A 19,743-nucleotide genomic window follows, 5' to 3' on the forward strand; every position below is an offset into this window, starting at 1 on the left:
TCTCCGAGAAGATCAAGCTCGAGTTCGACATCTCCGCGATCAAGAACGCCTGATCCACCGCGGTCCCCGACCGCGTCTCGCGCATTCGCGCACCGGCACCCGGGTGAGTCGTCCAGACTCGCCCGGGTGTCCGCCTTTTCGCTGCCGCCCGGGCTGACCGCCCGCCCGCTCACCCTCGCCGACGCGCCCGCCGCCTTCGCGGTGACCGCCGAGCAGGAGCGCCACGACCTCGGCAGCGTCGAGGTCGAGGAGGCCGACCTGCTCAGCGACTGGCAGCGGCCGTCGTACGACCTGGGGTCGAGCTCGGTCGCGGTGCTCGACGGCGACCGGATGGTCGCCTACGCCGAGCACCTCGGCGAGGAGCGGTACGACGCGGCGGTGCTGCCGTCGTACCGGGGGCGGGGGGTGGGGCTGCTCGGGCTGCTGGTCGCGCTCGTCCTGCTGCCGGGCTGAGCCCGCTCAGCCGCGCCGGGAGCGCGGCCGGACCCCGGGCGCGGAGATCGCCGCCCGCCGGCTACGCCCTGCGCGAGGCGACGCCCGCCGACCACGAGCAGGTCTGGACGGTCGCCGAGGACGCCTTTCCTGGAGTGGTCCGCCCGCGCGAGCGCCGCCCTCGCCGGCCGGGTCGCCGACGTCGCGCACGTCTGGAACGCAGGCACCGCGCGGACTCGCGCTGGCGCGCTGGCGCGCTGGCGCGCTGGCGCGCTGGCGCTCTACGAGAAGGTCGGGATGCGGGTGGAGTCGACCTGGGTGCACCGCGCGGTCCGGCTCGCCTGAGGGCGGACGCTCGCTAGGCTCGCGGCCATGGGCGAGGTCTTCGCGGGGCGCTACGAGCTGCTCGACCCCATCGCCACCGGGGGGATGGGGACGGTGTGGCGCGTCCTCGACCGCACCGCCGGCGACGTCAAGGCCGCCAAGATGCTGCGCCAGGCCGATGCCGCGATGCTGCTGCGGTTCGTGCGCGAGCAGTCGGTGCGGATCGACCACACCCACGTGGTGACGCCGCAGTCGTGGGCGGGCGTCGACGATCGGGTGCTGTTCACGATGCCGCTGGTGCGCGGCGGCTCGGTGTCGAGCCTGATGAAGCGCCACGGCGGGAGGCTGCCGCCGCGCTGGATCGCGGTGCTCGCCGACCAGACCCTCCAGGCGCTGGAGGCGGTCCATGCGGCCCGCATCGTGCACCGCGACATCAAGCCCGGCAACCTGCTCCTCGAGCCGACCGGGACGGGCCGGCCGCACCTGCGGCTGACCGACTTCGGGATCGCCGTGCCGAGCGACGAGCCGCGGCTGACCCACGTCGCGATGATGATCGGTACGCCGGGCTACATGCCGCCCGAGCTCTACCGCGGCGCCGATCCCGACCCCAGCGCCGACGTCTACGCGCTCGGCATCGTGGTGCTGGAGATGCTGACCGGACGCCGTCCGCCCAGCGACGGCGAGCCCGCGCCGATCGACGTCGCGGCGCTGCGCACCGGTGTGCCCGAGCACGATGCGGTGCTCGAGGTGGTCGCCGCCGCCACGACGTACGACGCCGGGCGGCGACCGAGCGCCGCCGAGCTCCGCACGCATCCCGCCCTGCGCGGGCTCGTGGCCCGCTGGGACGACCCGGCGCTCGCCGACGACCTCGGCGTACCGGACGACTTCCCGCCGACGCCGGACGTCTCCGCGACCAACCTGCCGACCGCGCCGTACCCGCCGCCGCCTCCCCCACCACCCCCGCCGCGGACCCGGCCGGACCTCGACGCACCGGTGGCGGCGGTGCGCACCCGGGCGCCGCGCGATGCCTACGTGCTGCTGGGCATGGGGCTGCTCGGACTGCTGGTCGCGCTCGTCCTGCTGCTGGGCTGAGCCCGCTCAGCCGCGCCGGGAGCGCAGCCGGACCGCACCGGCCGCGAGGCACGCCGCGCTGGCCGCGGCCAGGCCGAGGCCGGCCCAGCGCCGGGTGCTGAACCAGCCGTCGCCGTCGGCGACCGGGCTGCCCGAGGCGACCTGCGAGAACGTGTCCTCGCCGACGAGGAACGGCTGGTCCGGGGAGTAGCCCTCGGGACCGGCCGACTTGTCCTGCGAGAGCACCGCGCTGTCGTACGCCGGCGCGCCGTCCGAGGTCCGCTCGACCGACACCGTGATCGTGACCGGCACGTCGACCGGGTCCTTGTCCTCGGCGGCCGGCGCGACGGCGAGCGAGACCCAGTAGTCGCCGGGCAGCCGCTCGTCGACCTGGCTCACCGGGAAGCCCGCGGCGACCAGGCGAGTGGGCTCGCCCGGCTCGTCCTCGGGGGCCCCGCGGTAGTCGCCGGTCGGGGAGTCGTCGCCCGCGGAGTCGGTGTAGCGCAGCCGACCGCGCAGCGGGTCGACGAGGTGCAGGGTCACCGCCGGGCCGCCGTAGTCGAAGTCGTCGCCCGGGGCGACGGGCACGTCGACCCGGACCACCGGCAGGTCACCCCAGGTCAGCGGCACCCGCCAGAGCCGCTCGGTGCCCTGGCGGACCTTGGCGGTCACGGTGACCGTCTCGTCGCGGGCGTCGAGCTCGGGGGCGTCATCGAAGGAGGTCGCGCCGGCCACGGCGTCGGGCGCGGCGACCGGCTCCGGCACGGCGTACGACGGCTCGTCCTCGGGCTCCGCGTCCTCGGGCAGCGCCGTCGAGGGCGCCTCCTCGACGATCTTGATGACGTACGGCATCGCGGCCGGCTCGGAGCCGGCCCGGCTCACCTCGATCCGGACCGTGCCCGCGGCCCGGCAGGCGTCGCCGGTGCTGCCGGTCTCGCCGCCGACGACGACCCGCTCGCCCAGGACGGCCTGGGGGACGTTGCTCTCGGCGGAGTCGTCCTCGGTGCCGCAGTCGGTGAGGTCGGTGCTGCCGGAGGTCGCCACGCCGGCGCTGATCCGGAGGCCGTCGCCGCTCGCACCGGGCGGCAGGCCGGCGACACCGATGTGGACCCGGCTGCCCGACATCCGCCGGTCGTAGCGGAAGTACTGCGGCAGGTCCGGCTCCAGCGGCGACGCCTGCCACAGGCCGGGCGCGATCGTGGTGGGCTTGCCGCGGTCGGTGCTCGTCCGCGCGGAGAGGTCCGCACCGCCGAGGTCGACCTGACCGGACGCGGCCGCGGCGCCGTACCCGGACGTCAGCGTCAGCCACGCCAGGCAGCCGGCGCCGGCGAGCAGGACGGGCACACGTCGGGCTCTCACGGCACGGAGCCTACGCAGATCCGGCGCCGCGCGGACGACGAAGGGCCCCGCACGGGTCGCGTGCGGGGCCCTTCGCTCAGGGAACGACGGTGCCGGGGTCAGGCGTCGTCGCGGTCCTCGGGGTCGGCCGGGTCGGCCGGGTCCTCGGGGTCGGCGGGATCCGCCGGGTCGGCGGGGTCGGCCGGGTCGCTGCCGGCGGTCGGACCGTCGGCGAGGATGCCGTAGAGGCTGCGCCGGGCCTCGACGAGCACGTCGACGGCGGCCTTGCGCTGGGCGTCGGAGCCGGCGGTGACGATCTGCCAGATCGCCCCCATGACCTGGCCGATCTCGGCCTTGAGGTCGGCGTGGCCCTGGTCGACGGGACCGCGTCCGCTCTCGCGGCTGCGGTCGAACGGCGCCCAGACGGCGGCGAGCTCGTCGCCGTGCTCGGCGCACCAGGTGGCGCCCTCGGGGGTGAGCCGCAGGGCGCGGCGCCCGGCCTCGTCGTCGAGCTCGACCAGGCCCTCGTCCTGGAGCTGCTGGACGGTCGGGTAGACCGAGCCGGGGCTCGGCTTCCACACGCCGCCGCTGCGGTCGGTGATCGCCTGGATCACCTGGTAGCCGTTGGGCGACTCCTCGCGCTGGTTGGCCTCGCGGAGCACGTCCAGGATGGCCGAGCGGACGTCGCCGCGGCGGACCCGCGGGCCGCGGCCCGGCTCGGGCCGGCCGAGGCCGAACAGGCCGGCCAGCCACGGCGGGGGCATGCCGGGGCCACCGAAGCCGGGGCCACCCGGTCCGCCGCGGTGTCCGCGGTGCGGCTCGCCCCACTGGGCCCAGCCGCCCCAGGCGCCGCCGCCCGGGCTACCGGGCCCGAAGCCGCCGCGCTGCCGGCGCTGACCGCCCCGGCCCTCACGGCCCTCGCGGCGACCCCAGGGGTCGCGGTCGTCGTACGGGTTGAAGTTCTCGTGGCGTCCCATGGTGGGACCTCCTTCGCACTGGTGGGCCTTGTGAGCCCGATTGCTGAGTTCGTGATACCGCGGGAACAGTTCGTGTTCCTATCGCGATATATCGCAACCGTACGCCGACTTCGCCCCCGACGCAAGGGCGAAGCGCTCGGCGGCCGCTCAGCGGGCGAGCCAGGCGGCGTACGCGTCGAAGGCGAAGGGCCGGCCGAGGAAGTCCGCGACCAGGTCGGCGGCATCGCCGGAGCCGCCCGGGGCGAGGACCCGGTCGCGGTAGCGGTGGGCCACCTCGGGGGCGAAGAGGTCGGACTCGTCGAAGGCGCTGAACAGGTCCTTGGCGATGACGAGCGACCACATGTAGGTGTAGTACGCCGAGCTGTAGCCGCCGAGGTGGCCGAAGCTCGCGAACATGTGGGTGCCGGGCAGGTAGGGCAGCGCGGCGTACCGCTCCTGGAGCTCGATCATCCGCGCGGTCAGGTCGGGCGCGCCGGCCGCGGCGTCGGCGCGGTCGGCGTGGAACCAGTACGACATGGCGGCGTAGAACATCTGGGTGCGGGCGTAGATCCCCTTGCCGTAGTCGTCCGCGGCGCGCATCGCGGCGACGAGCTCACCCGGGATCGGCGTGCCCGCGGCGTCCGTGGCGAAGGTGCGCAGCACGTCCGCGTGCCACGCCCACTCCTCGAGCATCTGGCTCGGCGCCTCGACGAAGTCCCACTCGGTGGCGACCCCGGCGAACCGGAACCAGTCGCCGTGCCCCGCGAGCACGTGGTGCAGCAGGTGGCCGAACTCGTGGAAGAGCGTGACCACGTGGTCGTGCTCCATCAGGCCCCGGGAGAAGTTGCAGACCAGCACTCCCTCGGGCAGCTGCTCGCCCGCGACCCCGTCGGTCAGGGTGAACTGCGCGGCGTGCTTGTACTTGCCCTCGCGCGGGTGCAGGTCGAGGTAGATCCGGCCGATCGGGGCACCGTCGCGGAGCACCTCGTAGGCGGTGACGTCCTCGTGCCACACCGGTACGTCGACCGGCTCGTAGCGCAGCCCGAACAGCCGGCCGGTCACGTCGAGCAGGCCCTGGCGGACCTTGCCGAAGTCGAAGTAGGTGCGCACCCGCTGGGCGTCGACCTCGTACTGCTCGACCCGCACCAGCTCGGCGTAGTGGTTGTAGTCGTAGCCCGGCACCTCCGTGGCGTCGGGGAAGTCGCGGCGGTAGCGCGCCAGCAGCTGGTCGAGGTCGCGCCGCATCGGCTCCTCGGCGGCCGCGGCGATCTTGTCGATGAACGCCGGGATCGCCGGGCCCTCGCCGATCATCTTCACGTCGGCGTCGTACGACGGCCAGTCGGCGTAGCCGACCGTGGTGGCGAGCTCGTGGCGCAGCGTGAACAGCTCGGTCAGCAGCGCGTCGGTGGCCGGCCAGCCGCGGTCGAGGAAGGCGACGGTGATGGCGCGGCGGACCTCCTGGTCGCGGGCGAACATCCGCACCGGCACCGAGTCGGGGTAGTCGGTGGTCACGGTGACCATGCCCTCGTCGTCGACGGGGTGCTCGGCCAGCCAGTCCGCGGGCATCCCGTCGAGCTGCGCGGGGGTGACCCGGATCGTGCGGACGTCGTCGCGGGTGACCCGGCTGAACTCCTGGTCGAGCTCGGTGATCCGCTCGCGGACCTGGGCGATGCGGGTCCGGGTCGCCTCGTCCTTGTCGACGCCGGAGCGACGGAAGTCGTTGCGCACCTTGGCCAGGAGCCGGGCGGCGACCGGGTCCGCGGCGACCGCGCTGTCGTCGAGGGCGGCGAACACGTCGTACAGGGCGCGGTCGAGGCCCCACGCGGTCGCGACCCGCTCCGCCTCCTGCTCGGCGGCGTCGCCGAGGTCGCGCACCTCGGAGCCCGGGTGGACGTTGCCGAACAGCGAGCCCAGGGCGGCGACATTGCCGAGGTGGCCGGCCGCCCGGTCCCACTGGCGCAGCACCGCGAACGGGTCGGCCGGCGGGCTCGCGCGCAGGTCGTCGACCAGCGCGGTCGCGCGGGCCAGCTCGGCAGCGGAGCGGTCGCGGACCCAGGCGGGCCAGGCGTCGGACGAGGTCGGCAGGTCGAGCGGGGCGAGCGGCACGGACGTCATGGACTCAGCCTGCCAGTTGCCCCCTGCGCCGGGTGAGGTACGCGCGCTCGGCGGTGTTGTCGCAGGCCGCGAGCGCGGCGTCGTACTGGGTGCGGGCGTCGGCGCTGCGCCCGATCCGGCGCAGCAGCTCGGCCCGGGTGACGTGCCAGGCGTGGTAGCCGTCGAGGGGCAGCCGCTCGACGATCGCCAGCGCCACCTCGGGTCCGTCGAGCTCGGCGACCGCGACCGCGCGGTTGAGGGCGACGATGGGCGAGGGATCGATCCGGGCCAGCTGGTCGTAGAGCGCGACCACCTGGGACCAGTCGGTCGCCGCGGCGCTCGGCGCGTCGGTGTGCACGGCGTTGACCGCGGCGAGGACCTGGTAGCGGCCCGGCCGGTTGGCCTTCAGGCAGGCCCGGACCAGGTCGTGGCCCTCGGCGATGAGCGTCCGGTCCCAGCCGCCGCGGTCCTGCTCGTCGAGCGGGACCAGCTCGCCGTCGCGCACCCGCGCCGCCCGGCGCGCCTCGGTGAGCAGCAGCATCGCGAGCAGCCCGGTCGCCTCGAGGTCCTCGGGCAGCAGCTCGTGGAGGGTGCGGGCCAGCCGGATCGCCTCGCCGGTCAGCTCGGCGCGGACCGGGTCGCCGTCCCCGGAGGACAGGTAGCCCTCGTTGAAGATGAGCAGCAGCACGGCCAGCACCGCGCCCACCCGGTCGGGCAGGTCGACCGGCTCCGGCACGCGGTAGGGGATGTGGGCGCCCTTGATCTTGCTCTTGGCGCGGGTGATGCGCTGCGCCATCGTCGTCTCCTGGACGAGGAAGGCGCTCGCGATCTCCGCGACCGTGAGGCCGCCGAGCAGCCGCAGGGTGAGCGCGATCCGGGCCTCCGGCGCGAGCGCCGGGTGGCAGCAGGTGAAGATCAGCCGCAGCCGGTCGTCCTCGATGACGCCGGTGGGCTCGTGGGGTGTGGGGTCGTACGCCATGGCAGCGGCCTGGTGCTTGCCGTCCCGCAGCTTCTCGCGACGCAACCGGTCGATGGCCCGGTTGCCGGCGGTGGTGGTCAGCCAGGCCCCCGGGTTGGGGGGCACGCCGTCCACCGGCCACTTCTCCAGCGCGGCGACGAGCGCCTCCCCCGCCGCGTCCTCGGCGATGTCGATGTCACCGAAGCGGCGGACGAGGGAGGCGATCAGCCGGCCGTGCTCGTCGCGGAAGATCCGCTCGACGGCTGCGTCGGCAGAGCTCACTCGGCAGCCGGGGGCTCGGCCTGGAACGGGCGGACCTCGACCTTGCCCTGGCAGGCCTTGGAGCCGGCGGCGGCGTACTTGAGGGCGGCGTCGAGGTCGGGGACGTCGATGATCCAGAAGCCGCCGATGTGCTCCTTGGTCTCCAGGTAGGGACCGTCGGTGAACACCGGCGCCTCGCCCTGACCGTCGACCACCGTGGCCGTCTCGGCGCCCTCGAGGCCGCCGGCGAAGACCCACACCCCGTCGGTGCGGAGCTGGTCGTTGAACCGGTCGACCGCGGCGAACATCTCGGGCCACTCCTCCTGGGGGACCGCCGCGTACTCCTCCTCGTTGCCGTGCACGGACAGCAGGTACTGCGTCATGGTTCTGCTCCTTGGGTTCTGGTGGGGTGCTGCGGTGGCCCCGATGACCGCCGCTCACCCTCACCACGAAGGGGGGACGTCCGGTACGACAGCCTGGCACGAAGTTTTTCAGCGGATGAACACTCGGCAGCCTCTCTTGACCCGGAACCGGTGCCGTGTGGGGATGGAGCCATGACCTTCTCGGGCAAGTCCTTCGTGCTGGCCGTCCTCGCCGGCCTCGTCTCCCTGACCGCGGTCGTCGCGACCGCCGTCCCCGCCTCCGCCGTGACCCAGGCCCAAGCCGAGGCGACCTTCCGCGCCAACGCCGTCGGCTGGACGTCGACCGGCGGGTGCACCAACCGCAATGTCGCCACCTGCACGTCCTTCGACGGGCTGCGCCAGGCGAGCGTCGACGGCGCGGTCACGCTCAAGCGGGCCAGCGGCTGCGCGCTGACCATCACCGGCGGGACCGAGGTCGGGCACGCGTCGGGGACCTACAGCCATGCCAACGGCTACAAGCTCGACTTCTCGCGGACGAGCTGCCTGACCAGCTGGGTGCACGCGACGTACGCCTACCAGGGGCTGCGCGGCGACGGGGCGCCGCTCTACAAGGCCGCGTCGGGCAACCTGTACGCCGACGAGGGCAACCACTGGGACGTCACCTACTTCACCTGCGGCTGCTGAGGGCCGCGCCCGCTCGGCCAGGTCTGGCCGGTCGGGCGGGCTCGTTCAGGCGAGGCGCTCGGTGAGGTGCACCTCGACCGTGTCGCCGGCGCGCTTGCCGGAGTCGACGCGCAGGGCGTTGGCGACCGGTAGCTTGTGGGTGCCGTCGCCGAGCGCCATGAACGACGTCTCGAAGGGAGCGCCGTCGACGGTCCCGCGGACCTTGACCCGGCCGCGGGTACCGAACCGCTCGACGGAGTCGGGCCAGATGACGTAGGTCCAGCCGCCCGGGGCGTCGCTCTGGCGCAGGGTCTCGGTGAAGGTGATGTCCAGCGGGCCGACCCCGCTCGGGGAGGTGCTCATGGACGTGTCGACCGTCGCAGGGGCACCGATTCATCGTCGCGCCGACGGGGTCCGTAGCCTGGCTCGGTGAGTCTTCGCGGGTTGCTGGCCGACACCCGGCCGCTGAAGAACCCGCACTTCCGGCGGCTGTGGACCGCGAACATCATCACCGTCGTCGGCGCCCAGCTGACGGTGGTCGCGGTGCCGGCCCAGATCTACGCCGAGACCGGCTCGTCGGCGTACGTCGGCCTGACCGGGATCTTCGGCCTGGTGCCGCTGGTGGTGTTCGGGCTGTGGGGCGGCGCGCTCGCCGACCACTTCGACCGGCGCACGCTGCTGCTGGTCACCACGACCGGCCTGATCGGCACCGCCGCGCTCTTCTGGGTGCAGGCGGCGCTCGGCTCCGGGAACGTCTGGCTGCTCCTGAGCCTGTTCGCCGTGCAGCAGGCGTTCTTCGCGATCAACCAGCCGACCCGCTCGGCGGTGCTGCCGCGGCTGCTCGACGCCGAGATCCTCCCGGCGGCCAACTCGCTCAACATGACCGTCATGCAGGCCGGTGCGATCGGCGGACCGCTCATCGCCGGCGTCCTCATCCCGTTCACCGGCTTCGCCTGGCTCTACCTCGCCGACGCGATCTGCCTGCTCGCGACGCTGTGGGCGGTGCTGCGGCTGCCGCCGCTGCCGATCGAGGGCATCACCAGCGGTACGCCGGGGCTGCGCTCGGTGATCGAGGGCATCACCTACCTGCGCACCCAGCCGGTGCTCATGATGTCCTTCGTCGTCGACATCATCGCGATGCTCTTCGGCATGCCCCGGGCACTGTTCCCCCAGGTCGCGCACGAGAGCTTCCTCGGCCCGGACGAGGGCGGCCTGGCGTTCGCCCTGCTCTTCGCCGGCATCCCCCTCGGCGCCGTGCTCGGCGGCGTCTTCTCCGGGTGGGTGTCCCGGGTGAGCGGACAGGGCCGCGCAGTCATCTGGTGCATCATCGTCTGGGGCCTGGCCATGGTCGGCTTCGGCCTCGCGGTGTTCGGGGCCGACGCGCTGCCCGGGTCGGTGCACGCATGGCTCGCGGTCGCCGTCCTGATGCTCGTCATCGGCGGTGCCGCCGACATGGCCTCGGCGGCCTTCCGCACCTCGATGCTCCAGACCGCCGCCGCCGACGAGGTCCGCGGCCGGCTCCAGGGCATCTTCATCGTCGTGGTGGCCGGCGGACCCCGCCTCGCCGACGTCGCCCACGGCGCGTCCGCCGCCATGGTGGGAACGGCGGCCGCGGCCGCGGGCGGCGGCGTCCTGGTGGTCGTGCTGACGGTGGTGGCGGCGCTCGCCGTACCGTCGTTCGTGCGGTACCGGATCACCACCGCGGCCCGTCCCACGCCCTAGGTGCGACTTCACGTATCACTCGCCCCAGCACGTGGCACGAGCCTGTCTACCGTCAGGAGATGACCACTCCTCGGTTCCTGCGCTCGGCGCTCCCGGTCGTCGTCCTCGCCCTCGTGCTCGGCGTCGCCGCGCTCCCTCCGGCGTCCGCCCGGAACCACGCGGACGCCGGCCCGGCGCGCGCCGCCGCGAGCCCGCCGCCCTTGCCGGGGCGCTACGCCGGCCACCTCTACGAGGGCACGCCTCCGGCCGAGGGCTGGCCGATCCGCCTGCAGGTGGTGAGCAAGGACGGCCGCAAGGTGATGAAGGGATGGGGCCGCTCGGTGGTCTTCTCCTGCTACCGCGGCTCCAGCGCGTGGACGCAGTCGATCGGGCTGTGGGTGCCGCGCACGGTGATCCGCCGCGGGCGCGCCGTCCGGACCTGGCGGACGAGCGCCGGGGTCGTCGGCGAGCTCCGCCTGCGGTTCCACCGGGGGCGGGTGACCGGCACGCTGGAGTACCAGGCGTCCGGCTGCTACCTCCTCTACAACCAGGTCCTGCTGCGCCGGCGCCGCTGAGGCCTCAGCGCAGGCTCGACTCCATCTCGACGCACAGCGCGCGCACGCACTCGTCGAGCGACTCCCCCGTCTCGGACCGGAGCAGCCCGAGGCTGAGCTCGGCCACCAGCAGCGCACCCCCGGCGAGCTCGCGCTCGTCGGCGAACGTCCGAAGCAGGTCCCGCGCGCCCTCCGCGTCGCCGCGCCCCCGCGCCGCGATCACTCCGGCCACGCGCTGCGCGGCCTCGACCACCGGAGCGAGCTCGGCCTGGCGGGCCTGGTCGGTCATGCGATCAGACCCGGGGTCTGGGCCCGCGCCGCCGCGAACCGGCGCTCGACGTCGGCCCAGTTGACGATATTCCACCACTGCTGCACGAAGGACGCCTTGTCGTTCCTGTACTGCAGGTAGTAGGTGTGCTCCCACATGTCGAGCATGAGCAGCGGCACCATGCAGATCGGCACGTTCCCCTGGTGGTCGAAGTGCTGGATGATGTACGGCCGCTGCGCCAGCGTGTCCCAGGTCAGCACCGACCAGCCCGAGCCCTGCACCCCGAGCGCGTTGGCCTGGAAATGCGCGCGGAACTTGTCGAAGCCGCCGAAGTACTCGTCGATCACCTGGGCCAGCTCGCCGGTCGGCTTGTCGCCGCCGTCGGGGGACATGTTCGGCCAGAACACCGAGTGGTTGACGTGGCCGCCGAGGTGGAAGGCGAGGTTCTTCTCCAGCGTCGACAGGCTGCCGAAGGACTCCTGGTCGCGGGCCTCGGCGAGCTGGTCGACGGCCGTGTTGATGCCGGTGACGTAGGCGTTGTGGTGCTTGCTGTGGTGCAGCTCCATGATCTCGCCGGAGATGTACGGCTCGAGCGCGGAGTAGTCGTAGGGGAGGTCGGGGAGGACGTAGTCGGACATGTCGCCAATTTGTCGCTGTTGCAACTGAATTGCAAATAGCGTTGTGGCGACCCGCCCGCTCGCTGTTCAGGTGGGTGGCAGGTACGGGACGCGACGCTGACGTCATGTTCGACCTGATCAACGGACTCCCGGTCCACCCGCTCGTCGTCCACGCGGTCGTGGTGCTGCTGCCGCTGGCCGCGCTCGGCACCCTGGCGATCGCCGTACGGCCGGCGTGGCGGGGACGCTACGGCCACCTCGTGGTGGCCGCCGCCCTCGTCGCGACCGCGCTCCTGCCGGTGGCCACCTCGAGCGGCGAGGCGCTGGAGCGACACGTCGGGGATCCCGGGCAGCACGCGGCGCTGGGCGAGCAGCTCATCTGGTTCGCCCTCCCGCTCCTGGTGCTCGCGACGGCGCTGACCTGGTCGGGACGGCGGGCGGCCGCGGGCCGGACCACTCCCGGCGGCCCCCGCGCGCTCCGCGCCGTCGCCGCGCTCGGCATCGTCGCGGCGCTCGCCGCCGGCGTGCAGATCTATCGCGTCGGGGACTCCGGCGCACGGGCCGCCTGGGGCGACCAGGTGACGTCGAGCACGACCGCTCGCTGACCGCGACCGGGTGCGCGATCCTGGACGGGTGCCGTCGTCGCCCCTGCTCGACTCCGACCTCCCGCTCGTCGCCGCGCCCATGGCCGGCGGACCCTCGACGCCCGCGCTCGCCGCGGCGGTCGGGGACGCGGGCGGGTTCGCGTTCTGGCCGGCGGGCTACCTGAGCGCCGAGGCGTTCGCGGCGGACCTGGGCGCGGCGCACGCGGGCGCCGGCTCAGGCGGGCGGTCGTTCGGCGTGAACCTGTTCGTGCCGCAGGACGGGGCGATCGAGCCGGCCGCCTTCCGGGCCTACGCGTACGCGCTCCGGGGCGAGGCGGAGGCGCTCGGCGTCGACCTCCCGGCCGTGCCGCGGCACGACGACGACGCGTGGCGGGACAAGGTCGACCTGCTCCTGGCTGATCCGGCGGCGGTCGTCTCGCTGACCTTCGGCCTGCCCGGGCGGGCGGACATCGCGGCGCTGCGGCGGGCGGGCTCGCGGGTACTGGCCACGGTGACCACTGCCGACGAGGCCCGGGCCGCGGAGGAAGCGGGGGTCGACGGGTTCGTCGTCCAGGGGCCGCGCGCCGGTGGGCACAGCGGGACGTTCGATCCGCGGCGGCCCATCGGGGACGGGCCGACGGCCGACGTCGTGCGCGCGGTCCGGGCGGTGTCAGGGCTGCCCGTCGTCGCCGGGGGCGGGGTGGACGGTCCGGAGGCCGTCCGGGCGCTGGTCGCCGCGGGCGCCGAGGCGGTCGCGGTCGGCACGCTGCTGCTCCGCGCCACCGAGGCCGGGACGTCGGCGACCCACCGCGGCGCGCTCGCCGATCCGGCGTACGCGCGGACCACGGTGACGCACTGCTTCACCGGGCGCCCGGCGCGAGCGCTGGCGAACGGGTTCGCGGCGCGACACCACGCCGAGGCGCCGTACGGATATCCGGAGCTGCACCACCTGACCCGCGACCTGCGCCGCGCCGCGGCCCGGGTCGGCGACCCGGAGCGGCTGCACCTGTGGGCGGGGACGGGCTACCGCGCGACGCGCGAGGCATCGGCCGCGACGATCGTCAGCGAGCTCGCCGCGGGGCTCTGACCACGACCGCGTCCTCGGGTACGTCGTGCCCGGCGGCGCAGCGCACCACGGCGCGGACCGGTTCGCCGCAGTCGGCGTGGCTGATGTCGGGACGGGCGGACGTGGGGGCCTCGGTGTGCCGGTTGCCCCAGTCGAGGAAGGCGATCACGATCGGCATCAGGTCGTGCCCGGCCTCGGTGAGGACGTAGCGCTGGCGGGTGCGCTGGCCCGGCTCCCGGTAGGCCTCCTTGGCGAACACCCCCGCCGCGACGAGCTGCTTGAGCCGCTGCGCGGCGACCGCCTCGGTGACGCCGACCCGGAGCACCAGGTCGTCGAACCGGCTGGCGCCGTAGAAGGCCTCGCGGATGAGCAGCATCGCCGTGCGCGTGCCCACCACCTCGAGCGACCGCGAGATCGGGCAGTGGTCGCCGAGGGGGACGTCGCGGGTGGCGAGGCGGCCTTCGAGCTGGAAGGGCATGACGCACATCATAGCGGGCTGGCTTTTCAAGACCATAGTCAGGTCTCTACGGTGCTGACTATGGAAAACAGAAGTCAGCGAGGACCCCTCGTCCTCCTGGTCCTCACCGGCGCCGTCTGGCTCGCCGGGATCGACCTGTTCATCGTCAACGTCGCCCTCGACGACATCGGCCGCGACCTCGGCGAGCCCGACCTCGGCGCGCTCAGCTGGATCCTCAACGCCTACGCCGTCACCTTCGCCGCCCTCCTCGTCCCGCTCGGCCGGGTCGCGGACCGCCGTGGCCGCAAGAACGTCTTCGTCGTCGGCATGGCGCTGTTCACCGTCGCCAGCCTCGGCGCCGGCCTCGCGCCGGACGTCTGGACGCTCGTCGGGTTCCGCGTCGTCCAGGCCGTCGGCGCCGCCGCGATGATGCCGGCCAGCCTCGGCCTCCTCGTCGCCGCCGCGCCCCCGGAGAAGCGGGCCGCCGTCGCCCGCCTCTGGGCCCTGGTCGGCGCCGTCTCCGCCGCCGTCGGCCCTTCGGTCGGCGGGGTCCTCGTCCAGCTCTCGTGGGAGTGGGCGTTCTGGATCAACGTCCCCGCCGGCCTGGTCCTGATCGCGCTCGCGGTCCGCTACGTCCCGGACCTGCAGGACACCGCCGCCGCCGACGCTGCCGGCGACACCGACGGCGCGGTGCCGCCGCGCCCCGACGTCCTCGGCGCGCTCCTGCTCGCCACCTCGGTCGGCGCCCTCGTGCTCGCCCTCGTCCAGGCCGACGCCTGGGGCTGGACCTCGCCCGCCACCCTCACCGCCCTCGGCGTCGCCGTCGCGGCCGCGATCGGCGTCCGCCTGGTCGCCGCCGGGCACCCCGCACCCGTGGTGGACCCGCACCTGTTCCGCAACCGGCGGTTCACCCTCGCGAACCTGACCACCGTCGTGTTCAACATGGGCTTCGCCATGGCCCTGCTCGCCGGCATCCTCTGGATGCAGCGGGCGTGGGGCTACTCCCCGCTGCGCACCGGGCTCGCCCTCACCCCGGGACCGCTCGCCGTCGCGGTCGTCGGCATCACGGTCGGCCGCCTGCTCCCCCGGGCCCGGCCCGGTCACCTCATCGCCGCGGGCTCGGCGATCTTCGCCGCCTGCGCGGCCTGGCAGGCGCTCGTGCTGACCGCGGAACCGTCGTACGTGACCGGCTACCTGCTCCCCTGGATCGCGATCGGCGTCGCCGTCGGACTGGTCATGCCCAACGTCACCGCCGCCGCCATCGCGGACCTGCCCGTGGCGGACGCCTCGACCGGGTCGGGGATCGTGACCATGGCCCGCCAGGTCGCGCTCGCCCTCGGCGTGAGCGTGCTCGTCAGCCTGCTCGGCACGTCCTCCGGTACGACGCCCGGCCTCGCCGAGTTCGAGACCGTGTGGTGGTGGATCGCCGGCATCGGCGCAGTCGCGGCCGTCGTCGCCCTGGGGATGGAGGGCCGCGGTGATCGGCTCAGCCCAGCAGCACCCCCCGCACGTACGCCGCCTGCCCGGCGTGCTGCGTACAGTCGTCGATCACGCTGACCAAGCGGACCCCGAGGGTGACCGGAGGGTCCCACCGGGTGTCGACGACCCGGTCGAGGTCGTCGGCACCGAGCGTCGCGACATAGGCCAGCGAGGCCGCATGGGTGGCGCGGTAGTAGTCGAGGAGCAGGCCGGCCGGGGCACGGACCAGGCCGACCTGCTCGCTCGTGTGGCCGTAGCCGTGGTCCTTGACGTCGAGCGGCAGCGCGAACCGGTCGGCATAGCCCTGGGCGGTGTAGACCTGCTCGATGCCGGCGACATCGGCGACGTGGTCGTCCTGGACCCGGGTCAGGTGCCACACGAGCCAGGCGATCGGGTTGGCGCCGGGGGCGGGGCGCTGCACCAGGAGGTCGTCGGAGAGGCCGTCGAGCACGGCCTCGACGGAGTCGAGGACACGGCCCAGGCCATCGGTCAGCAGGTCGGCGGGAGTCATGGAAAAGACGCTACGCCGGACCCCCGACAGAAGAACCCGTCCGGCGGGTCCGGCGCAGCAACCCTCACACTTCGACCCAGCAACCCCCGCACCTCGGCCCAGCAACCCCCGCACCTCGGGGCGCAGGCAGACTCAGCTGATCAGCTCGTCCAGCCGGTTGTAGACATCGGCCGAGCCGGCGACCACCCGGCTCTCGCGACCCGTGATCGAGACCGGGACCGGCCCCTGCACGGTGATCCGGCGGACCTCGCGCAGCTGGGTGTCGAAGTCGGCGACGGCGTAGTGCTGGGTCGCGCGGTTGTCCCAGATCGCGACGTCGCCGTCGGCCCAGGTCCAGCGGACGGTGTTCTCGAGCTTGGTCACCCGGTCCTGCAGGAGGTTGTAGAGCGCAGCCGACTCCTTGGCGTTGAAGCCGACGAAGTTCTTGACGAAGTGGCCAAGCAGGAGCGAGCGCTCACCGGTCTCGGGGTGGACCCGGACGACGGGGTGCTCGGTCTGGTAGACGGTCGAGGCGAACTCCGAGCGGCTGAACTGGGTGTTGGCCTCGCCCTCCTCGGAGTAGTGGTTGGCGTAGTCGTAGTCGTTGGTGTGGATCGCCCAGAGGTCGTCGACGAGCGCCTTGAGCTGCGGCGGCAGCGTCTCGTACGCCGTGACCGTGTTGGCCCACACCGTGCTGCCGCCGTACTCCGGGATGGTGACGCCGCGCAGCACCGAGAACGCCGGGATCCGATCGACGAAGGTGACGTCGGTGTGCCACGAGTTGGCCGCCATCCCCTTGGTCGCCTTGAGCGCGAGGACCCGCGCGCTGCCGGTGTTGACCGTCGGGTGCGCGGTGGTGAGCGGGCCGAGGAGCTCGCCGAAGCCGATCTGCGCGTCGTCGTCGAGGTGGTCCTGCCCGCGGAAGAAGACGACCTTGTGCTCCAGCAGCGCCGCGCGGATGCCCGCCACGGTCTCGGGCGCGAGGTCGGCACCGAGGCGTACGCCGTCGATGCGAGCGCCGATCCGGCTGCCCAGCTTGCTGACGGTGAGCCCGTCAGGGGCGGCGGAGGCGGGGTTCGCGGCGGTCGTCCGGTCGAGGCTGATGGTCATGACGTGGCGGTCCTTCGTCGTCGGGGGTGGGGAACGAGGGTCCACGGTGAGGCGGAAAGCCCCACCGGACAAGGGTTCCGCTCACCGTGATCCGAACCCGACCGGATCGCGGGACGAAGTTGTGGGGTGCCCTCCACGGTGATCTACAGTTTGTCGAGTCAGTTGATAGACAATTGCACCTCGGCACCCCGCCACGGACTCGGAAGGAGGACGGCGTGCCTCGTTCGCCGATCATCACCGTGTCCCGCGGCCGGTTCAGCCCGACCGCCGCCCAGGTGCTGGAGCACGTCCGTTCCGCCGGCCGTGCGTCTCGTGACGAGATCGCCGCGGCGAGCGGGCTGAGCATCGCCACCGTCGGCCGTACGGCGGCCCAGCTCGCCGAGCTCGGCCTGCTCCGCGAGCGCCCCGACCTCGCCCGCCCCGGACTCACCGGGCGCCCGGGCGTCCCGGTCGAGATCGACGCGGAGCACTACGTCACCCTCGGCTTCCACGTCGGACGCCGGATCGCGACGGTCGCCCTCGGCGACCTGACCGGCCGCGTCCTCGCCTCCCGCACCGTACGACGCCCGCTCGGCGCGGACCCCGACCTCGAGCAGCTGAGCCGGGTCGGCGCCGCCCTCCTCGGCACGCTCCCCGACCGGGTCCCGCTGGCGGCCGGCCTCGTCTCCCCCTGGCGCGAGCTCGGCCTGGTGCCGACCGAGCGCGAGGCCGAGCTGCGCGACCTGACCGGCCTCCCGGTCCGCACCGGCGACCACATCTCCGCGGTCGCCGCATCGGAGTTCCTGCACCGCCGGCACGGGATCGGCGGGATGACGCTCTACGTCTACGCCCGCGACACCTTCGGCTGGTCGGTCGCGGTCGATCGCGGCGTGCAGACCGACGTCACCCGGGCCGCGAGCCTGACCCACTTCCCCACCGGTTCGCGGATCCCGTGCTCGTGCGGCCGGACCGGCTGCCTCGCGGCCACGGTGCCGTCGCTCTCCCCCGCCGCCCGGGCGCGCACGCTCGGCGCGGTCGCCGGTTCGGTGCGCGACATGCTCTCGCCGGATCGCGTCGTCCTCGTCGGGCAGGCGTTCACCGGCGACCCCGAGCAGCTCGACACCGTCGTCGGGTCCTACGACGAGCACACCGCCCTCGACCACGCGGTGCCCGTCTCCTTCACCCGCTTCGGCGCGGACATCCAGGCGATCAGCGCCTGCACCGTCGCGCTGGGACCGGTCCTCGACGACCCCCAGGGCTGCGTCGAGACCGCCGGGGCGTGTCGTCGCCGTCGCGGCGCCTGACCCACCCCTCCCCTCTCCCCCTTCTCGGACCCGTCTCCGTCCCCGAAAGGAACACCCGTGTCCACACCCGTCTCCGCCCACCCGCACCGCCGCGCGCACCAGCGCTCCCGCCGGCACCTGATCCGCCTGGCCGGCGCGCTCGTCGCGCTGCTGACCCTGGTCACGGCGACGGCCTGCTCGTCGGCCGTCGACGAGCTCAAGAGCGGCTCGGGTGAGCGCCAGGAGGGCGGCACGCTGCGGGTCGGCGCGCTCCAGGACATCGTTCCGGCGCGGATCTTCACGAACTCCAGCGACTCGATCAACGTCCTGATCGGCAGCGTCTACGACTCGCTGATCGACTACCCGCTCGACAGCCTGGACCCGAAGCCCTCGCTCGCGACGTCGTGGCAGCTCTCTGACGACGGCAAGCAGCTCACCCTGCAGCTGCGCGACGACGTGAAGTTCCACTCCGGCCGGCCGTTCACGAGCAAGGACGTCGAGTTCAGCATCAAGACCTGGGCGGACCCGGCCTGGACGGTGCAGCTGCAGCGCACGGCCGCGGCGATCACCGGCTTCGACACCACCGACGAGCACGCGATCACGCTGACCTTCGCGCACCCGCTGAGCAACATCTTCGACCTGCTCGACATGCTGCCGATCATCGACCAGGACACGATCGACCAGCTCCGCGAGGGCAAGGCGTTCGTCGGCACCGGCCCGTTCGAGTTCAAGAGCTGGAGCCCGGGCGCCAAGATCCAGTTCACGCGCAATGACGACTACTGGCGCGGCAAGCCGGCGCTCGACGGCATCGACGTCAGCGTCATCCCGGACCCGCAGGCGCAGGTCGCCCAGCTCCGCTCGCACCAGCTCGACCTGATCCTCGGCGCGTCGTACCGCGACTTCGAGAGCCTCGGCAAGGACGACCAGTTCAACGTCAACCAGTGGGACGGCGCCGAGGGCCAGGTGTACGTCGGCACGAACGTCACCAACCCCGCACTCTCCGACGTCCGGGTCCGTCAGGCGATCGCCTACGCCCTGGACCGCAAGCGGGTCGTGGACGAGGTCTTCCGCGGCGCTGGCGTGCCGATCAGCCTGCCGTGGCCGGACTACTCGCCGGCGTACGACGCGACGGCCAACGGCACCTACGACTACGACCTCGACCAGGCGAAGAAGCTCGTCGACGAGGCCAAGGCCGACGGCGTGAAGATCCCGAAGCTGCCGCTCACCTATCCCTCGGAGAACCCCATCTACGGGGCGATCGCGCAGATCGCGCAGGCCGACCTGGCCAAGGTGGGCATCGAGGTCGAGCTCGACCCGCAGGAGCAGGCGCAGGTGATCCAGCAGCTGATCGGCGCGAAGTTCCCGGCGCTGTGGATCCTCAGCCACGGCTACGCCAACTGGACGCCGTCGACGCTCGCCGTGTCGGCGTACCCCTTCAACGCCGAGCACAACGCCTCGCTCTACGTCGACAAGGACTACCAGGCGATCGCGGACAAGGTGTGGAAGGAGAAGCCCGACGCGGTCGACACCGCCGACTACGCCACGCTGAGCCAGGCGCTGCTCAAGGGCTCGTTCCTGCTGGAGATCGCGATCACGCTGCCGCAGGACGCCAGCAGCACGCAGGTCCACGACATCGGGCAGACCAAGCGCGGCGAGCCGGTCTTCTACGACACGTACCTGTCGAAGTGAGCACAGC

General features: G+C 73.3%; 21 protein-coding genes. 10 read left to right on the forward strand and 11 right to left on the reverse strand.

All coding sequences use genetic code 11. The features are described 5' to 3' along the window. Positions 1-126: 126 nt before the first annotated feature. Together CCO04_RS28465 and CCO04_RS09675 are read left to right on the forward strand one after the other, a co-directional pair. Positions 127-453 (forward strand): hypothetical protein, encoded by a 327-nt coding sequence (locus tag CCO04_RS28465; protein WP_252373061.1) that lies wholly within the window; start codon positions 127-129, stop codon positions 451-453. Positions 454-804: 351 nt separating this feature from the next. Further along, complete coding sequence (locus CCO04_RS09675; protein ID WP_215813936.1) at positions 805-1,848, forward strand: serine/threonine-protein kinase; 1,044 nt, start codon at positions 805-807, stop codon at positions 1,846-1,848. Between the two features lie 6 nt (positions 1,849-1,854). On the opposite strand, the gene CCO04_RS09680 is transcribed toward CCO04_RS09675, so the two are convergent. From CCO04_RS09680 to CCO04_RS09700, 5 genes are all read right to left on the reverse strand, one after another. Beyond that, a complete protein-coding gene (locus CCO04_RS09680) occupies positions 1,855-3,186 on the reverse strand; it encodes a hypothetical protein (RefSeq protein ID WP_215813937.1) in 1,332 nt (443 codons plus the stop codon). Positions 3,187-3,284: 98 nt separating this feature from the next. Continuing rightward, the gene (locus tag CCO04_RS09685; protein ID WP_215813938.1) at positions 3,285-4,142 is read right to left on the reverse strand and encodes a PadR family transcriptional regulator; all 858 of its coding nucleotides are present in this window, start codon (positions 4,140-4,142) and stop codon (positions 3,285-3,287) included. Between the two features lie 147 nt (positions 4,143-4,289). Continuing rightward, positions 4,290-6,236, reverse strand: a complete 1,947-nt coding sequence (locus tag CCO04_RS09690; protein ID WP_215813939.1) for a M3 family metallopeptidase — start codon at positions 6,234-6,236, stop codon at positions 4,290-4,292. A 4-nt stretch (positions 6,237-6,240) separates the two neighbouring features. Beyond that, a complete protein-coding gene (locus CCO04_RS09695; protein WP_215813940.1) occupies positions 6,241-7,455 on the reverse strand; it encodes an RNA polymerase sigma factor in 1,215 nt (404 codons plus the stop codon). Beyond that, entirely contained in the window at positions 7,452-7,817 is a 366-nt protein-coding gene (locus CCO04_RS09700; RefSeq protein ID WP_215813941.1) for a YciI family protein, read from the reverse strand. The genes CCO04_RS09695 and CCO04_RS09700 overlap by 4 nt, the downstream gene beginning before the upstream one ends. A gap of 171 nt (positions 7,818-7,988) precedes the next feature. Between CCO04_RS09700 and CCO04_RS09705 the strand changes: the two genes are divergently transcribed. Beyond that, on the forward strand, positions 7,989-8,480 hold the full coding sequence (locus tag CCO04_RS09705) for a hypothetical protein (protein ID WP_215813942.1): 492 nt from the start codon (positions 7,989-7,991) through the stop codon (positions 8,478-8,480). Positions 8,481-8,525: 45 nt separating this feature from the next. On the opposite strand, the gene CCO04_RS09710 is transcribed toward CCO04_RS09705, so the two are convergent. Then, positions 8,526-8,822: a DUF1905 domain-containing protein gene (locus CCO04_RS09710; protein ID WP_215813943.1), complete on the reverse strand. Its 297-nt coding sequence runs from the start codon at positions 8,820-8,822 to the stop codon at positions 8,526-8,528. 66 nt (positions 8,823-8,888) lie between these two features. Between CCO04_RS09710 and CCO04_RS09715 the strand changes: the two genes are divergently transcribed. Together CCO04_RS09715 and CCO04_RS09720 are read left to right on the forward strand one after the other, a co-directional pair. Further along, the gene (locus CCO04_RS09715; protein ID WP_215813944.1) at positions 8,889-10,181 is read left to right on the forward strand and encodes an MFS transporter; all 1,293 of its coding nucleotides are present in this window, start codon (positions 8,889-8,891) and stop codon (positions 10,179-10,181) included. Positions 10,182-10,240: 59 nt separating this feature from the next. Beyond that, complete coding sequence (locus tag CCO04_RS09720) at positions 10,241-10,735, forward strand: hypothetical protein (RefSeq protein ID WP_215813945.1); 495 nt, start codon at positions 10,241-10,243, stop codon at positions 10,733-10,735. Between the two features lie 4 nt (positions 10,736-10,739). Here the strand turns inward: CCO04_RS09720 and CCO04_RS09725 are convergent, their stop codons facing one another. Together CCO04_RS09725 and CCO04_RS09730 are read right to left on the reverse strand one after the other, a co-directional pair. Further along, positions 10,740-11,003, reverse strand: a complete 264-nt coding sequence (locus CCO04_RS09725) for a hypothetical protein (protein WP_215813946.1) — start codon at positions 11,001-11,003, stop codon at positions 10,740-10,742. After that, a complete protein-coding gene (locus CCO04_RS09730; protein WP_215813947.1) occupies positions 11,000-11,620 on the reverse strand; it encodes a superoxide dismutase in 621 nt (206 codons plus the stop codon). The genes CCO04_RS09725 and CCO04_RS09730 overlap by 4 nt, the downstream gene beginning before the upstream one ends. Before the next feature lie 104 nt (positions 11,621-11,724). Between CCO04_RS09730 and CCO04_RS09735 the strand changes: the two genes are divergently transcribed. After that, the gene (locus CCO04_RS09735) at positions 11,725-12,204 is read left to right on the forward strand and encodes a DUF2231 domain-containing protein (RefSeq protein ID WP_215813948.1); all 480 of its coding nucleotides are present in this window, start codon (positions 11,725-11,727) and stop codon (positions 12,202-12,204) included. A gap of 28 nt (positions 12,205-12,232) precedes the next feature. Continuing rightward, complete coding sequence (locus CCO04_RS09740) at positions 12,233-13,270, forward strand: nitronate monooxygenase (protein WP_308281172.1); 1,038 nt, start codon at positions 12,233-12,235, stop codon at positions 13,268-13,270. Here CCO04_RS09740 and CCO04_RS09745 read toward each other — a convergent pair. After that, the gene (locus tag CCO04_RS09745; RefSeq protein WP_215813949.1) at positions 13,245-13,727 is read right to left on the reverse strand and encodes a helix-turn-helix domain-containing protein; all 483 of its coding nucleotides are present in this window, start codon (positions 13,725-13,727) and stop codon (positions 13,245-13,247) included. The two genes, CCO04_RS09740 and CCO04_RS09745, sit on opposite strands and share 26 nt — an antisense overlap. 60 nt (positions 13,728-13,787) lie before the next feature. On the opposite strand from CCO04_RS09745, the gene CCO04_RS09750 reads away from it, so the two are divergent. Next, entirely contained in the window at positions 13,788-15,263 is a 1,476-nt protein-coding gene (locus tag CCO04_RS09750) for an MFS transporter (RefSeq protein ID WP_215813950.1), read from the forward strand. On the opposite strand, the gene CCO04_RS09755 is transcribed toward CCO04_RS09750, so the two are convergent. After that, positions 15,193-15,696 carry a DUF664 domain-containing protein gene (locus CCO04_RS09755; RefSeq protein WP_215813951.1) on the reverse strand — a complete coding sequence of 168 codons (504 nt, stop codon included), beginning with the start codon at positions 15,694-15,696 and terminating at the stop codon, positions 15,193-15,195. The two genes, CCO04_RS09750 and CCO04_RS09755, sit on opposite strands and share 71 nt — an antisense overlap. A 132-nt stretch (positions 15,697-15,828) precedes the next feature. Further along, positions 15,829-16,785, reverse strand: a complete 957-nt coding sequence (locus tag CCO04_RS09760) for a TauD/TfdA family dioxygenase (protein ID WP_215813952.1) — start codon at positions 16,783-16,785, stop codon at positions 15,829-15,831. A 215-nt stretch (positions 16,786-17,000) separates the two neighbouring features. On the opposite strand from CCO04_RS09760, the gene CCO04_RS09765 reads away from it, so the two are divergent. After that, positions 17,001-18,068, forward strand: a complete 1,068-nt coding sequence (locus CCO04_RS09765) for an ROK family transcriptional regulator (RefSeq protein ID WP_215813953.1) — start codon at positions 17,001-17,003, stop codon at positions 18,066-18,068. Between the two features lie 57 nt (positions 18,069-18,125). Beyond that, positions 18,126-19,736 (forward strand): ABC transporter substrate-binding protein, encoded by a 1,611-nt coding sequence (locus CCO04_RS09770; RefSeq protein WP_215813954.1) that lies wholly within the window; start codon positions 18,126-18,128, stop codon positions 19,734-19,736. Positions 19,737-19,743: the final 7 nt, after the last annotated feature.

The sequence above is a fragment of the Pimelobacter sp. 30-1 genome (genome assembly GCF_018831735.1).
GTDB lineage: Bacteria > Actinomycetota > Actinomycetes > Propionibacteriales > Nocardioidaceae > Nocardioides.